The organism is Microbacterium neungamense, assembly GCF_024971095.1.
GTDB lineage: Bacteria > Actinomycetota > Actinomycetes > Actinomycetales > Microbacteriaceae > Microbacterium > Microbacterium neungamense.
In genome coordinates, this window is sequence record NZ_CP069717.1 from 2,209,125 (window position 1) to 2,223,275 (window position 14,151).

The following is a 14,151-nucleotide window of genomic DNA, read 5'->3' on the forward strand; positions in this document are numbered from 1 at the left end:
CCCTCCTCTTCCCCGAGTGCTTCCGCGACTATGGGCCGGGGGTGACGCTCAGGCTCAGCGCGTAATGCGCAGGCTCGGCGTTGCCGCTCGTCGCCCGGAACTCCAGCGTCGTGTCCCTGGGTGTCATCGAGATCGCGTGCTTGTCGATGAAGTCGTCGCGGTCGTACCAGTGGTCGCCGTCGTTCTCGAACAGGCTCAGTTCCTTCGTCCCGACGAAGACGAACTCGTCGCCCAGCTCCTTCGTCTGACCCTGCGTCATGTTCGGCAGCGAGCGCTTCATCCCGTTGAACGTCACGTACAGCTCGTCGGTGAACGTCTCCGCCTGCACTTGGCACGTGATCGACTTCAGGCGCAGGACGGCCGACCCCGTCGGCGGGCCGACGCGCACGCCCAGCCCGTAATGCGCGCCCAGGGCGTTGCCGCTGGTGGACCGGAAGTACAGCGTCGTGTCGACGGATGCTTCGGTGATGGTGTGCGCGCCGATGAAGTCGTCACGGTCGTACCAGTGGTCGCCGTCGTTCTCGAACAGGCTCAGCTGCTGCGATCCTGCGAACAGGAACTCATCGCCCAGATCCTTCGTCTGCCCCTTGGTCATGTTCGGCAGCGATCTCTTCGTGCCGTTGAACGTCACGTACAGCTCGTCGGTGAACGTCTCCGCCTGCCCGAGACAGGTGATCGACGTCAGCGTCAGTATCGCCATGGTGCACCCCAGCCCTCTTCGCCCCCGGCCCCGTGCCGGCGGTCCTCCCGGTCTCAGTCCTCTTCGTCTCCGCAGACCTTGCCGACGCCCCATCCCACGAGTCCGCCGATCAGCATCCCGCCCGACCCACCGGTGAGCAGCGCCCCGACCAGCATCCCGAACAGGCCCATCGCCGGGGCGACGGTGCTGTTCCGCGCCGAGTACGTGACGCCGACCATCGCCGAGCCCAGTTCGCTCGCACCCTCATCGTCCAGCGACTCGCGGAACAGCGCGTCGATCTCCGACGCCCCCTCCTCTGCGGGCTGTTTCCCCGCCTCGACGCGGAAGACGATGAGCGCCAGCCGCTCCAGGCGCTTCACGTCGGCATCCGTGAGGAGACCGTTGCGGCGCATGCGGCGGAAACCGAGCGTGATCGCCCTGTGCCGGTCCCCGCCCGCCTCGTCGATGGCGCGCCGCGCCTCGTCCTCGATCACCGACGCGAGATCCCCCGGCGAGATGCCCAGCGTCTGGTAGGCGCGCAGCAACTCGATGGACCCGAACCCCTCGACACTGAGAGCGTTCATGAGACCCCTCCGGATCGGCTCTGAGAGGGCCCATTATCCTCTCGCCCGCACCGGGGCGCAATGGGATCCGACGCGACATGCTCTACCGGACGCCCTGTGGGACGAGTGGGTGCGTGAGAACGGCCCCACGCCCACGCCCGGCGCGGTGGACTTCACCCACTACGCGAAGAGCCGCGGCGTGGAGATCTTCTACGTCTCGCAGCGCGACCAGGGGCCGGACACGCAGCAGCTTGGCGTCGCGAACCTGCAGCACGCCGGACTCGCCTTCGCCGACGACGCGCACGCGGTCTTCCAGCGGGAGTCGTCGAACAAGGAGCCCGCGCAGCAGGCGATCGCGGAGAAGTACGAGGTGATCGCCTATCTCGGCGACAACCTCAACGACTTCCGCCGCCGCTACTACGTCACCTCCGTCGCTGAGCGGAAGGCGCGTGCCGCCGAGGACGCCGAGCATTTCGGACGGGACTTCATCCTCTTCCCGAACAACACCGACGGGCACTGGATCCGCGCGATCTTCGGCACCAGCGAGCCGGCGGACAGCCCGGAGTACCGGGCCCGGATGCTCCTCGCCGCGCGCAACCTCGTGGAGTGACGCGCGCAGCCTCGGGAGTGGGCCGCGCACCCGGCCCGACACCCGCCCCGCCGCCCGGGTGAGACCACACGGATACGATCGGAGGCATGCCGTCTTCTGAAGCCCTCGCGCATGCCTCCGATCTCGCCGACTTCGTCGCGGCGTCCCCGTCGAGCTACCACGCGGCCGAGGAGGTCGCGCGGCGCCTCGAGGCGGCCGGGTTCACCCGGCTCGAGGAGACGGATGCCTGGCCGGCGCAGGCCGGCGGCCGGTTCGTCGTCGTCCGCGACGGCGCCGCCATCGCCTGGGCGGTGCCGTCCGGCGCCACCGCCACGGCCCCGGTGCACGTCCTCGGGGCGCACACCGACTCCCCCGGCTTCAAGCTCAAGCCGCGGCCGACCACCGGCGTGAAGGGCTGGCTGCAGGCGGCCGTCGAGATCTACGGCGGCCCGCTGCTGAACTCCTGGCTCGACCGCGAGCTGCGCCTCGCCGGCCGCCTGGCCCTCGCCGACGGCCGCGTCGTGCTGGCCGCGACCGGACCGCTGCTGCGCCTCCCGCAGCTGGCGATCCACCTCGACCGCGAGGCGAACAAGCAGCTCACGCTGGACCCCCAGGCGAACACGCAGCCGGTCTGGGGACTCGGCGACCCGGCCGAGGCCGACCTGCTCGCCGAGCTCGCCGGTGCTGCGGGCGTGGACCCGGCGGAGGTCCGCGGCTTCGACGCGGTGGTGGCGGATGCCGCGCGCGGCGCGGTCTTCGGCAAGGACGACGTCTTCTTCGCCTCGGGCCGCCTGGACGACCTGGCGTCGGTGCACGCCGGCGTCGTCGCGCTCATCGAGGCTGCGGGTGGGCCCGGCTCGACGGACACGACGGATGCGGCGGGCGTGATCCCGGTGCTCGCGGCCTTCGACCACGAGGAGCTCGGCTCGGAGTCCCGCTCCGGCGCCGCCGGCCCGTTCCTCGAGGACGTCCTGGAGCGGGTGTACGCGGGGCTCGGCGCCGACGGCGCAGACCGCCGTCGCGCGTACGCGGCATCCTGGTGCCTGTCCAGCGACGTCGGGCACTCCGTGCATCCGAACTACCTGTACAAGCACGACCCGGTGGTGCAGCCGGTGCTCGGCTCCGGCCCGATCCTCAAGATCAACGCGAACCAGCGCTACGCGACGGATGCCGTGGGCGCCGCCGCCTGGGCGGGATGGTGCGAGGCGGCGGGCGTCTCGGCGCAGGAGTTCGTCTCGAACAACGCCGTCCCGTGCGGGTCGACCATCGGGCCGATCACGGCGACCCGCCTCGGCATCCGCACGGTCGACGTCGGCATCCCGATCCTGTCGATGCACTCGGCGCGCGAGCTCGCGGGGGTCAGTGACCTCCACGACCTCGCGCGCGTCGCGCGCGCCTTCTTCGCCAGCTGAACGACCCGAATCAGGCCATCGTGTCGAGGATCGCGACGAGGTCCTCGAACGTGGTCCGCGGGTTGAGGATCGCGAAGCGGGTGTTCGGCCGGCCGGCGTGCGAGCTCGGCACCACGAACGCGTGCTGCTGGTCGAGCAGCTGCGCCGACCAGCGGTCGTAGTCCGCCCGGGTCCAGCCGTTGCGCTCGAACACCACCACCGACAGCTGCGGGTTGCGCACGAGCGTCAGCTCGGGGCGGCGGTCGATCTCCTCGGCGATGCGATGGGTGAGCGCGATCGTCGCCGACACGGCGTCGCGGTACGCCTGCACGCCATAGGTCGCCAGCGAGAACCACAGCGGCAGGCCGCGCGGGCGGCGAGTGAGCTGGATCGAATAGTCCGAGGGGCTGAAGTCGTCGGTCTCGGTGAGGGTGTCCAGGTACTCGGCGTGCTGGGTGTGCGCGCGGCGTCCGAGCTCGGGGTCGCGGTAGAGCAGGGCGCAGCAGTCGAACGGCGCGAACAGCCACTTGTGCGGGTCGACGATGAGCGAGTCGGCGCGCTCGACGCCCGCGAAGATGTCGCGCGCCTCCGGGGCGAGCATGGCGGTGAGCCCGTACGCGCCGTCGATGTGCAGCCAGAAGTCGAACTCGTCCTTGAGCGCCGCGATCCCGGCGATGTCGTCGACGATGCCGAAGTTGGTCGACCCCGCCGTCGCGACGACGGCGCACACACTGTCGCCGTGCTCCTCCAGCGCGGCGCGCACGGCATCCGCCCGCAGCTTGCCGTCCTCGCCGGCCGGCACCGCGATGACGTCCGCGTCCATGACGCGCGCGGCCGACTTGTTGGAGGAGTGCGCCTCGATGCTGCACACGATCTTCCACCGCTCCGGCAGCGGCTCGCCCGCGGCCACGAGCTTCTCCTTCGCGGCCTCGCGCGCGGCGACGAGCGCGGACAGGTTGCCGATCGTGCCGCCCTGCACGAACACGCCGCCCGCGCTCTCCGGCAGCCCGAACTCGGATGCCAGCCAGGCGAGCACCTCGTTCTCGGCGTGCACGGCCCCGGCCGCCTCGAGCCAGCTGCCGCCGTAGAGGCCGGATGCCGAGACGACGAGGTCGAACGCGATCGCCGCCATCGTCGGGGCGGTCGGGATGAAGGACAGGTAGAGCGGGTGGCTCGTGGTGAGACACGCCGGCGCCAGGATGTGCTCGAACACCGACAGGGCGCGCTGGGCGCCGAGCCCCTGGTCGGTGATGGTGCGACCGACCATCCGGCGCAGCTCCGCCGGGGTCTGCGGCTTGTCCAGCGGCACATCGTCGGCGAGCATCCGGCGGCGCGAGTAGTCCAGGACCGCGTCGACGATCGCGGCGGATTCCGGAGAGACGGCGTGCATGCGCGCGGCATCCATGGGAGGATTCCTTTCGGCACTGAAAGCGGGTGGCGGGTGGGCCGGTGCGGGCCGGCGATCAACGGTACCCTGTTCGCCGAGCTCGCTCCGCCATCGTGTCGAGGCGCACGGGTTGGATGCCGCGATCGCGGCTCGGATGCCAGGATGAGGGCATGTCCGAGAAGATCGCCGCAGCCCCGGCCCTCATCGAGCGCACCGGCATCGAGATCGTGCCGGAGTCCGACCGCACCGCCAAGCCCCGAGACCTGTTCTGGCCGTGGTTCGCGGCGAACGTGTCGGTCTTCGGGATGAGCTACGGCTCGTTCGTGCTCGGCTTCGGCATCTCGTTCTGGCAGGCGACGCTGGTGTCGGTGATCGGGATCGTGATCTCGTTCCTGCTGTGCGGGCTGATCGCGATCGCCGGCAAGCGCGGCTCCGCGCCGACCATGGTGCTCTCCCGCGCGGCGTTCGGGGTGCACGGGCAGAAGGTGCCCGGCATCGTGTCGTGGCTCACCTCGATCGGGTGGGAGACGTTCCTGGCGATCTTGGCGGTGCTCGCGACGGCCACCATCATCGGCCGGCTCGGCGGCGACGGCGACAGCATCGCCCTGCGGATCGTGGCCACCGTCATCGTCGCCGCGCTCATCGTCACCGCGTCCGTGCTCGGCTACCACACGATCATGCGGCTGCAGTCGGTGCTCACCTGGGTGACCGGCATCGTGACGATCCTGTACGTCGTGCTCGCCGTGCCGAGCATCGACCTGGGCGCGGTGCTGGCGCGACCCGGCGGCGGCGTGGGACAGGTCGTCGGCGCCCTGGTCATGGTGATGACCGGGTTCGGGCTGGGATGGATCAACATCGCCGCGGACTGGTCGCGGTATCAGAAGCGCACCGCCTCGGACGGCTCCATCGTGTTCTGGAACACCTTCGGGGGCGCGATCGCCCCGGTGCTGCTCGTCGTCTTCGGCCTCCTGCTCGCCGGCTCGGACGACGAGCTCATGGCCGCCGTCGGCGCCGACCCGATCGGCGCCCTCGCCGCGCTGCTGCCGGTCTGGGTGCTCGTGCCCTTCCTGCTCACCGCCGTGCTCGCGCTGGTCTCCGGCGCCGTGCTCGGCATCTACTCCTCCGGCCTGACGCTGATCAGCCTCGGCATCCGCATCCCCCGCCCGGCCGCGGCGGGCATCGACGGCGTCATCCTCACCCTCGGCACGATCTGGGTGGTCTTCTTCGCCGCCGACTTCCTCGGCCCGTTCCAGTCCTTCCTGATCACGCTGGGCGTGCCGCTGGCGTCCTGGGCCGGCATCCTCATCGCCGACATCCTGCGCCGCCGCCGCGACTACGACGAGCAGGCGCTGTTCGACCCCGCCGGGCGCTACGGCGCCTGGGACGGGGTCTCGATCGGCACGATGATCGTGGCGAGCATCATCGGCTGGGGCTTCGTCGTGAACCTGTTCGCGGATGCCGCGCCGTGGAACAACTGGCAGGGCTACTTCCTCGGGCTGATCGGCGGCAAGGACGGCGACTGGGCGTACGCGAACCTGGGCGTGTTCATCGCGCTGGTGCTGTCGTTCGTCGTCACCTGGTTCGCCCGCGCCGGACGGATCCGCCGGCAGGAGGAGTCGTGACCACGGCGCGCGCGCGAGGGAGGGTCGTGCGGATCGTCCTCGGGGCGATCCTGGCGATCGGCGTGATCGCGGCGGTGATCGGGTCGATCACGCCCTGGCCCTCCGCGATGATCATCCGGTCGGTGTTCACCAAGGGCGGCCAGGAGACGGCCGCCGAGATGAACCGCCATCAGCCTGATGCCGAGCTCACCGAGAAGCTCGACATCGCCTACGGCGACGACGGCGCCGACACGACGATGGACGTCTTCGCACCGGCATCCGCCGACGCGCCGCTGCCCACGGTGGTGTGGGTGCACGGCGGGGCGTGGATCTCCGGCTCGAAGGAGGACGTCGCGCCCTACCTGCGCATCCTCGCCGCCGAGGGCTACACCGCCATCGGTCTCAACTACACCCGCGGCCCGGAGGCCGCGTACCCGACCGCGGTGCACCAGCTCAACAGCGCCCTGGCGTACATCGACGAGCACGCCGCCGAGCTGGGCGTCGACCCGTCCCGCATCGTGCTCGCCGGCGACTCCGCCGGCGGTCAGCTCGCCAGCCAGCTGGCGACCCTGATCACGAGCGAGGAGTACGCGACCCTGATGGGCATCGAGCCGGCGCTCCAGCCCGGGCAGCTCGCCGCGACCATCCTGAACTGCGGCGTGTACGACCTCTCGGCCCTGGCCGCCCTCGACGGCATCGAGGGGTGGGGCTTCAAGTCCGCGATGTGGGCGTACGCCGGCGAGCGGAACTGGGCGGACGGCTGGACCGGCGCGACGATGTCGACGATCGACTTCGTCACGGCCGACTTCCCGCCGACCTACATCAGCGGCGGCAACGGCGACGGGCTCACCTGGCTGCAGTCCATCCCGATGTCGCAGCGCCTGGACGAGCTCGGCGTCGAGGTCACCACACTGTTCTGGCCGGAGCCGCACGAACCGCGGCTGCCGCACGAGTACCAGTTCCACCTCGATCTGCCGGAGGCCCAGGAGGCCCTGCAGCGCACCCTCGACTTCCTGAAGACGCACACCGCCGGATGAACCCGGACATTTCACCTCTGTGACGAACGGCACAGAAGTGATATGTTCGTGGGCATGGGCCCCGATGACGCCGCGCACCCCAACCAGCGACCGCTCGAGGACTCGATCGTCACCGATCTGAAGGATCGGATGACCTACGGGTCCTACCTCGACCTCGACCGGCTGCTCAGCGCGCAGCATCCGGTGTCGCAGCCGCAGCATCACGACGAGATGCTGTTCATCATCCAGCACCAGACCACCGAGCTCTGGCTCAAGCTGGTGCTGCACGAGCTCGGCACGGCCCGCGACCGGCTCGCCGAGGACGACCTCCGGGCCGCGCTCAAGCACATCGCGCGGATCAAGCACATCCAGGAGGTGCTCACCCAGCAGTGGTCGGTGCTCGCCACGCTGACGCCGACGGAGTACGCGCAGTTCCGCGGCGACCTGGGCAACTCCTCCGGCTTCCAGTCCGTGCAGTACCGCGCCGTCGAGTTCGCCCTCGGGAACAAGAACGAGCGGATGCTGGGCGTCTTCCGGAACCACCCGGCCGACCTCGCGCTGCTCACCGCGGAGTGGGAGCGGCCCACGCTGTACGACGAGTTCCTCCGCTACGTCGCCCGGCGCGGCCTGCCGGTGCCGCACGACATCCTCGACCGCGACGTGCGCGAGCCGTACCGCGAGCACGCCGACCTGGTGCCGGTGCTGCGGGAGATCTACGAGAACCCGCACGAGTACTGGGACCTGTACGAGGCCTGCGAGGAGCTCGTCGACGTCGAGGACAACTTCCAGTTCTGGCGGTTCCGCCACCTGCGCACGGTCACCCGCACGATCGGCTGGAAGACCGGCACCGGCGGGTCGAGCGGCGTGGACTTCCTGCGCCGCGCGCTGGACCTGACGTTCTTTCCGGAGCTGTACAGCGTGCGCACGGAGATCGGGCGATGAGCGCGACGACCGCCGGCATTCGCGCGGTCGCGTACTTCGACGGACGGATGCTGCGCGAGGGCGTGCTCGCAGCGGGGATCGACGGCACTCCGCGGCTCGCCGCAGGGCCCGCCCCCGCCGACGCGGCCCGGCTGGACGGGCTGGTCACCGGCCGGTTCACCGACCACCACGTGCACCTGCAGCTGGTCGACCACACCCTGCTCCCGGACTCGCGGCTCGGCCGGGTGATCGACCTCGGGGCGAACGTGGACCGCATCCGCGAGATCGCCGCCGAGCACCCTGCCGTGCGCGTCGAGTACGCCGGCCCTTTCCTCACCGCGATGGGCGGCTATCCGTCCGATCGCGCGTGGGCGCCCGAGGGCGCCGTGCACGAGATCACGGATGCGGAGGGCGCGACGGCCACCGTCGCCGCCCTCGCGGCCGCCGGCGTCAGCTGCCTGAAGACCGTCGGCAACAGCGACGCGGGCCCGGTGCTGGACGACGCGCTGCTCCGGCTGCTGGCCGGCCTCGCCGCCGACCACGACCTGCCCCTCGTCGCGCACGCCGAGGGCGCCGGGCAGGCGCAGCGGGTGGCCCGGCTCGGGGCGAGCCGGCTCGCGCACGCCCCGTTCACCGAGCGGCTGACCGACGACGAGATCGCCGCGCAGGCGGCATCCGTCTCGTGGATCTCGACCATGGCGATCCACGAGGGCGAGGCGTACGCGCACGTCGTCGACAACGTCCGCCGGTTCCATGCCGCCGGCGGCATGCTCGTGTACGGCAGCGACATGGGCAACGGCCCCACCCCGGTCGACCTGCGCGACAGCGAGGTGGCCGCGCTGCGCGAAGCGGGCGTCGACGGCCTCGACCTGCTGCGGGCGCTGGCGCCGGAGGACCCGCTCGGTCCGGCATCCGTCCTGCTGCTGCTCCCCGACGGCGATCCCGCCCGCGCCCGCCGGCTCACACCCGCCGACCTGGGCGCCACCCACCCCTTCGACGACGCTGGAGACCCGAGATGACCGACACCGAAGCCACCGATCCGGCCGTGCTCGATGCCGCCGAGGCGGAGCTGCGCGCACAGGCGCGCACTCTCGACGCCGCCGACCCGCTCGCCCGCCACCTCGACGCGTTCGCCGAGGCGCCCGGCGTCCACGCGTACCTCGACGGCAACTCACTCGGCCGACCGCTCCGGTCACTGCCCGAGCGGGTCGCCGCCTTCGTCCGCGAGGACTGGGGCACCCGGCTGATCCGCTCCTGGGACGAGCAGTGGATGGAGTTGCCGATGCGCCTGGGCGACCGCATCGCCGAGGTCACCCTCGGCGCGGCATCCGGCCAGACGATCGTGGCCGACTCGACCAGCGTGCTGCTGTACAAGCTGATGCGGGCGGCCGTCGCCGCCCGGCCGGGACGCGACGAGATCGTGATCGAGGCGGGCAACTTCCCGACCGATCGCTTCATCGCCGCAGGCGTCGCCGAGGAGACCGGCGCCGCGCTGCGCTGGCTCGAGCCGGATCCGGTCACCGGCGTCGCGGTCGACGACGTCGCCGCCGTGGTCTCGGACCGCACCGCCCTCGTCGTGCTCAGCCATGTCGACTACCGCTCCGGCGCCCTGGCGGACATGCCGGCGATCACGCGCGCGGTGAAGGATGCCGGCGCGCTCATGCTCTGGGACCTGTGCCACTCGGTCGGCGCCGTGCCGATGCAGCTGGATGCCTGGGGCGTGGACCTTGCGGTCGGCTGCACGTACAAGTACCTCAACGGCGGCCCGGGCTCGCCCGCGTTCGCGTACCTCCGCGCCGAGCACCAGGGTGTGCTGCAGCAGCCCATCCACGGCTGGTGGGGTGCGGCCGACATCTTCGCGATGGGTCCGGAGTACGCGCCGGTCGCCGGCATCCGTCAGCTGCTCAGCGGCACACCCCCGGTCATGTCGATGCTCGGGATGCAGGGCATGCTCGACCTCATCGACGAGGCGGGCATCGACGCGGTCCGCGCCAAGTCCATCTCGCTCACCGACTTCGCCGTGCGCGCCTACGACGCGCTTCTCGCCCCGCGCGGCGTGCGGCTGCTGTCGCCGCGCGAGGCGTCGCGCCGTGGCGGGCACGTGACCATCGGCCACGACTCGTTCCAGGACGTGACCCGCAGGCTGTGGGCGGACGGCGTGATCCCCGACTTCCGGTTCCCGGACGGCATCCGGCTGGGCCTGTCGCCGCTGAGCACCTCGCACGAGGAGACCCTCCGCGGCATCCTCGCCGTCCGCGACGCCCTGCCGAACGATGCCGGCTGACACGGTCCTCGACGACATCGAGGCTCGGCCGGGCAGCACCACGTCCCTGCTGCGCACGGTCGTGGGGCTCTACCTGCGCCGGCTCGGCGGCGAGGTGTCGTCCGCCGCGCTGGTCCGGCTCGCCGACGACCTCGGCATCGCGGCCGGTCCCGCCCGCACCGCGATCGCGCGGCTGAAGCAGAAGGGACTGCTGCTGCCCGCGCCCGGCCCCGGGTACGCGCTGAACCCGGCGGCCGTGCGGATGCTGGAGCGCGGCGACCGGCGCATCTTCCAGGTGCGCACCATGGCTCCGGGCGACCCGTGGTGCCTGATCTCGGCGACCATCCCCGAGACCCGGCGCGATCTGCGCCACCAGCTGCGCCGGCGGCTGCAGTTCCTCGGCGCCGGCGCCGTGTCCGCCGGCCTCTGGATCGTCCCCGGCCATCTCGAGGCGGAGGTCGAGCTGCTGCTCGAGGACCTCGGCGCGCGGGCGTCCGCCACCCTGTTCCGCACCGCGGACCCGCGCCCGCCCCGTCCGCTCGCCGATGCCGTGGGCTCGTGGTGGGATCTGCACGCCCTCCGCGCCGAGCACCTGCGCTTCCTGGCATCCGTGCGCGCGCATGACGGCGAGCCGCCGTTCCCCGCCTATGTGCGCCTGATCGACAGCTGGCGGGTGCTGCCCTACATCGACCCGGGGCTCCCCGCGGAGCTTCTGCCGGACGACTGGCCCGGGCTGCGCAGCGCGGCCGCGTTCACCGCGGTCTCGGCCCGCCTGGCCGGCCCGGCGTGGGAGCACGTCCGCGCCGTCGCCGGCTGACGACCCTCCGCGCCGGGAGGGCAACGCGCTCCTGCGGGCACGGCGTCGAGCTCAGCCCAGCTCGCGGATGAACGCCGCAACGTGCTCGCGCAGGCGCAGGATGCGCCACGAGCACAGCGCGCGCCGGAGCACCCGCTGCTCGGCGCGCTGCAGCAGCACCCCGACAGGGCGGTCGTCGAGGTCGGCGATGACGTACGCCCGCCGCGGGATCTTCGGGTCGGACCAGCCGAGGTAGTCCAGCCGCTCGAAGTCGAGCTCGTCGAAGCCGGGCGGGAGGGTGAGCGAGGCGGCCTCCTTGCGGGAGGCGTTCAGGAAGGATGCGCGGATGGCGCGGTCGTCGAGGGGACGCATGCGAGTGCTTTCTGTCGGCGCCGCCACAGGGCGGCGAGAGGTCGGGAGGACGGCATCCCTCAGACGGATGCCGAGACGGCGAAGCACCGGCGACGGGATCCGTCACCGGCTCTCATTCAGCCTCTGACGCCGGCGCGCATCGCGCCCGCAGTCCTCCTCCGCGCCACGCGGGCGTCCTCCATGAACAGCACGCCTCGATTCTACGCGCGGCCGACTGTTTCACTCCGTTTCGCCCGGCGTTGGCAGCGGCCGCGGCACGGCGTAACGTTCCTGCAACGTCCGATCCCGTGAGGAGCCCGCCGTGAACACGCCGCTGACCCGCCGCCCGCCCTTCGAGGTGCGTGAGCGTTCGGCGTGCATGTGCGGCCACGGCGACACCTGCTCCTCGTTCGCCCCGGGACACGCCCTGCACCTGATCCAGGCGCGGATGGCGTCGGCCACTCCGCTCGGGTGGGCGGATGCCATCGTCGAGAGCGCGGATGCGGCATCCGGCGTTCTGGCGCTGCGCACGCTCGACGGCGAGGAGCACCTGGTGTGGAACGCCGGCGGCGCCGCCCTGGAGGCGGCGCCGGGCACTCCGGTGGCCCTGCACCGCGACTACGGCGTGCTGGCCGTCGGTCGGGTGCAGTACAACGTGGCGGTCTGACCCTTCGACGGGCTCAGGGACCGCCCTTCGACGGGCTCAGGGACCGCCCTTCGACGGGCTCAGGGACCGCCCTTCGACGGGCTCAGGGACCGCCCTTCGACGGGCTCCGCCTAGGCGGTCTTCGCCATCGAGTCGCGCATCGCCATGCAGGCCGCCATGCAGGCCTTGCACGCCTGAGCGCACATCTTGCAGACCTCGCTGTGCTCGGCGTGCGCCATGCACTCGTCCATGCACATGCGGCACATCGTGATGCAGGCGTCCAGCATCGCGGTCATCGCCTCGGGCGTCATGCCCTGCATCCGCATCATCGCCCGCATCATGGTGTTGCACATGTCGGCGCAGTTCATGCACGCCGCGCTGCAGTCCATCATCTGGGTCGAGCACACGGTACAGGCCTGCTCGCAGGCCGAACACGCGTCCATACAGGCCTGCATCGCCTGCATGTCCGTCATCTCCATGCCGGGCATCGAGGTCATGTCCTTCGACATGGCGTCCATCATCATCGAGTCCATCGCGCACCGCCTTCCTCGTCGGGTTCCGACAGCGGGCAGGATCACCCGCCTGGGGCAAGGGTACGCCCGCGCCGCACCGGCGTCGATGGTCAGTCTTCCGCCGGATCCGGGCCGAAGATCCGGTCGCTCAACCCGTCGCCATCAGCTCCTGATGGCTGACCAGATACTGCCGGCGCAGCCAGTCGCCGAACTTCCGCACGGCGAGGCAGTCCCGGCCCTGCGAGCAGGGGATGACCGGGTCGTGACCGGCGTAGGCGGCGAAGATCCGCAGCTTGCGGTCCAGCTGAGCGTCGGTGAGGTTCGCGGGCCGCTGCGCGACCGGGTAGCCCTGCGCGTAGCTGACCACCGCGGGGTCGATCGCGCCGCTTTCCGCCTGGGACGCGACGATGCGGCCGACGACGCGGTGGTCGGGGTGATCGCCCGTGGCGCCGGCGGCGAAGCCGGGCATGTGCGCCAGCACGCGGGTGGCCGCGAAGCCTGCCGACAGCTCGGCGACGGTGGCCTTGAGCTCGTCGAGGGTCACCTGCACGGCGGTGTCGAAGGTCGTCATCCAGTCGATCCCACCCAGCCACAGCTTGGCCAGGCTCTGCGAGCCGGTCACCGGGAACCCGTCACCGGTGAGGTTCCCGTCCGGGAGGCGGAGCATGATCAGCGTGATCCGCGGGTCGTCGGCGGGCTGGGTGAGCAGCACGGTGAGGCCGCTGCGCAGCGTGACGGTGCGATCGGTCCACGGGGTGGAGGCGCCACGCATCGCGTCGTATGCCAGGCGGATGCCCTCCTCACGGCCGACCGCGTAGTCGCGTCCCTTGCCGGCATCGCCGTTGGTGAAGAAGAACGAGCGCAGGCACTGACCGGCGTCGAGCGCCTCGGGCAGGGTGGGGCTGCCGAACAGCAGGTCGTCGTCGAAGTGCGCCCAGAAGGAGACGATGGTGCCGGCGGGGCAGGCGGGCGTCAGGTACTGCACCGGCGACCGGAACTCGGCCGCCGCGGCATCCGGCGTGTTCAGCACCGCGGGCACGTCGCCGCACTGGCCAGTGCTCGCGAAGAAGTCGACCGCGTCGGCGCGGGCCTGCGAGAGATCGAACGGCAGGCGGCCGGCGACCTCGGCGGGCAGCTGCTGCGGGCAGGACGCCTGCAGCTGCGCGATGCGCTCGGCGGTGAGCCCGTTGCGGGCGACCGGGACCACAGGCGCCGGAGTCGGCGTGGGCGTCGCGATGGGCGTGGGCGTGGTCTCCGGCGGCTTCACCGTCTCGGCCGGATCCGCGGCCGGCACCCCGCATCCTGCGACGACCGCCATCACCAACGCGAGCGCCGCCAGCGGCAGCCACCGTCGCGCCTTCGAGCCCCCCACGGCCATTCCCCCCAGCCGGCCGCCCACCCTGGCGCGCCACCCAGCGCTCACTGTACCAGCGCCG

Annotated in this window: 15 protein-coding genes; 9 read left to right on the forward strand and 6 right to left on the reverse strand. The window is 71.6% G+C overall.

The annotated features are described in order from the left end of the window. Window positions 1-28: 28 nt before the first annotated feature. Both JSY13_RS10820 and JSY13_RS10825 read right to left on the reverse strand, forming a co-directional pair. Window positions 29-700, reverse strand: a complete 672-nt coding sequence (locus JSY13_RS10820; RefSeq protein ID WP_259606670.1) for a hypothetical protein — start codon at window positions 698-700, stop codon at window positions 29-31. Window positions 701-753: 53 nt separating this feature from the next. Further along, window positions 754-1,263: a hypothetical protein gene (locus JSY13_RS10825; protein WP_259606671.1), complete on the reverse strand. Its 510-nt coding sequence runs from the start codon at window positions 1,261-1,263 to the stop codon at window positions 754-756. Here JSY13_RS10825 and JSY13_RS10830 point away from each other — a divergent pair. Beyond that, window positions 1,262-1,852, forward strand: coding sequence for an HAD family acid phosphatase (locus JSY13_RS10830; protein WP_259606672.1), 591 nt, complete (start codon window positions 1,262-1,264; stop codon window positions 1,850-1,852). The two genes, JSY13_RS10825 and JSY13_RS10830, sit on opposite strands and share 2 nt — an antisense overlap. Window positions 1,853-1,938: 86 nt before the next feature. After that, a complete protein-coding gene (locus JSY13_RS10835) occupies window positions 1,939-3,243 on the forward strand; it encodes a M18 family aminopeptidase (RefSeq protein ID WP_259606673.1) in 1,305 nt (434 codons plus the stop codon). Window positions 3,244-3,253: 10 nt separating this feature from the next. On the opposite strand, the gene JSY13_RS10840 is transcribed toward JSY13_RS10835, so the two are convergent. Next, the gene (locus JSY13_RS10840) at window positions 3,254-4,627 is read right to left on the reverse strand and encodes a pyridoxal phosphate-dependent decarboxylase family protein (RefSeq protein WP_259606674.1); all 1,374 of its coding nucleotides are present in this window, start codon (window positions 4,625-4,627) and stop codon (window positions 3,254-3,256) included. Window positions 4,628-4,779: 152 nt separating this feature from the next. Here JSY13_RS10840 and JSY13_RS10845 point away from each other — a divergent pair, with 152 nt between their 5' ends. Genes JSY13_RS10845 through JSY13_RS10870 form a run of 6 tightly spaced genes read left to right on the forward strand, consistent with a single transcriptional unit; the run spans window position 4,780 to window position 11,227 of the window. Further along, window positions 4,780-6,231, forward strand: a complete 1,452-nt coding sequence (locus tag JSY13_RS10845; RefSeq protein ID WP_259606675.1) for a purine-cytosine permease family protein — start codon at window positions 4,780-4,782, stop codon at window positions 6,229-6,231. Continuing rightward, the gene (locus JSY13_RS10850) at window positions 6,228-7,247 is read left to right on the forward strand and encodes an alpha/beta hydrolase (RefSeq protein WP_259606676.1); all 1,020 of its coding nucleotides are present in this window, start codon (window positions 6,228-6,230) and stop codon (window positions 7,245-7,247) included. The genes JSY13_RS10845 and JSY13_RS10850 overlap by 4 nt, the downstream gene beginning before the upstream one ends. 54 nt (window positions 7,248-7,301) lie before the next feature. After that, window positions 7,302-8,168 (forward strand): tryptophan 2,3-dioxygenase, encoded by an 867-nt coding sequence (locus tag JSY13_RS10855; protein ID WP_259606677.1) that lies wholly within the window; start codon window positions 7,302-7,304, stop codon window positions 8,166-8,168. Continuing rightward, the gene (locus JSY13_RS10860) at window positions 8,165-9,166 is read left to right on the forward strand and encodes an amidohydrolase family protein (RefSeq protein ID WP_259606678.1); all 1,002 of its coding nucleotides are present in this window, start codon (window positions 8,165-8,167) and stop codon (window positions 9,164-9,166) included. Before JSY13_RS10855 ends, JSY13_RS10860 begins: the two co-directional genes overlap by 4 nt. Further along, entirely contained in the window at window positions 9,163-10,431 is a 1,269-nt protein-coding gene (locus tag JSY13_RS10865) for a kynureninase (RefSeq protein ID WP_259606679.1), read from the forward strand. The genes JSY13_RS10860 and JSY13_RS10865 overlap by 4 nt, the downstream gene beginning before the upstream one ends. Beyond that, window positions 10,421-11,227, forward strand: a complete 807-nt coding sequence (locus JSY13_RS10870) for a PaaX family transcriptional regulator (protein WP_259606680.1) — start codon at window positions 10,421-10,423, stop codon at window positions 11,225-11,227. Before JSY13_RS10865 ends, JSY13_RS10870 begins: the two co-directional genes overlap by 11 nt. A 51-nt stretch (window positions 11,228-11,278) precedes the next feature. On the opposite strand, the gene JSY13_RS10875 is transcribed toward JSY13_RS10870, so the two are convergent. Beyond that, on the reverse strand, window positions 11,279-11,578 hold the full coding sequence (locus JSY13_RS10875; protein WP_259606681.1) for an FBP domain-containing protein: 300 nt from the start codon (window positions 11,576-11,578) through the stop codon (window positions 11,279-11,281). 301 nt (window positions 11,579-11,879) lie between these two features. On the opposite strand from JSY13_RS10875, the gene JSY13_RS10880 reads away from it, so the two are divergent. Beyond that, complete coding sequence (locus JSY13_RS10880) at window positions 11,880-12,224, forward strand: hypothetical protein (RefSeq protein WP_259606682.1); 345 nt, start codon at window positions 11,880-11,882, stop codon at window positions 12,222-12,224. Window positions 12,225-12,334: 110 nt separating this feature from the next. Here the strand turns inward: JSY13_RS10880 and JSY13_RS10885 are convergent, their stop codons facing one another. After that, entirely contained in the window at window positions 12,335-12,736 is a 402-nt protein-coding gene (locus JSY13_RS10885) for a four-helix bundle copper-binding protein (RefSeq protein ID WP_259606683.1), read from the reverse strand. Window positions 12,737-12,863: 127 nt separating this feature from the next. Then, window positions 12,864-14,087, reverse strand: a complete 1,224-nt coding sequence (locus JSY13_RS10890; RefSeq protein ID WP_259606684.1) for a PIG-L family deacetylase — start codon at window positions 14,085-14,087, stop codon at window positions 12,864-12,866. Window positions 14,088-14,151 lie beyond the last annotated feature (64 nt).

What these genes read in the sequence shown, in the direction of transcription:
- JSY13_RS10820 (WP_259606670.1), bottom strand. Translation starts at nt 700, where the DNA reads ATGGCGATACTGACGCTGACGTCGATCACCTGTCTCGGGCAGGCGGAG.
- JSY13_RS10830 (WP_259606672.1), top strand. Translation starts at nt 1,262, where the DNA reads ATGAGACCCCTCCGGATCGGCTCTGAGAGGGCCCATTATCCTCTCGCC.
- JSY13_RS10825 (WP_259606671.1), bottom strand. Translation starts at nt 1,263, where the DNA reads ATGAACGCTCTCAGTGTCGAGGGGTTCGGGTCCATCGAGTTGCTGCGC.
- JSY13_RS10835 (WP_259606673.1), top strand. Translation starts at nt 1,939, where the DNA reads ATGCCGTCTTCTGAAGCCCTCGCGCATGCCTCCGATCTCGCCGACTTC.
- JSY13_RS10840 (WP_259606674.1), bottom strand. Translation starts at nt 4,627, where the DNA reads ATGGATGCCGCGCGCATGCACGCCGTCTCTCCGGAATCCGCCGCGATC.
- JSY13_RS10845 (WP_259606675.1), top strand. Translation starts at nt 4,780, where the DNA reads ATGTCCGAGAAGATCGCCGCAGCCCCGGCCCTCATCGAGCGCACCGGC.
- JSY13_RS10855 (WP_259606677.1), top strand. Translation starts at nt 7,302, where the DNA reads ATGGGCCCCGATGACGCCGCGCACCCCAACCAGCGACCGCTCGAGGAC.
- JSY13_RS10860 (WP_259606678.1), top strand. Translation starts at nt 8,165, where the DNA reads ATGAGCGCGACGACCGCCGGCATTCGCGCGGTCGCGTACTTCGACGGA.
- JSY13_RS10865 (WP_259606679.1), top strand. Translation starts at nt 9,163, where the DNA reads ATGACCGACACCGAAGCCACCGATCCGGCCGTGCTCGATGCCGCCGAG.
- JSY13_RS10870 (WP_259606680.1), top strand. Translation starts at nt 10,421, where the DNA reads ATGCCGGCTGACACGGTCCTCGACGACATCGAGGCTCGGCCGGGCAGC.
- JSY13_RS10875 (WP_259606681.1), bottom strand. Translation starts at nt 11,578, where the DNA reads ATGCGTCCCCTCGACGACCGCGCCATCCGCGCATCCTTCCTGAACGCC.
- JSY13_RS10885 (WP_259606683.1), bottom strand. Translation starts at nt 12,736, where the DNA reads ATGGACTCGATGATGATGGACGCCATGTCGAAGGACATGACCTCGATG.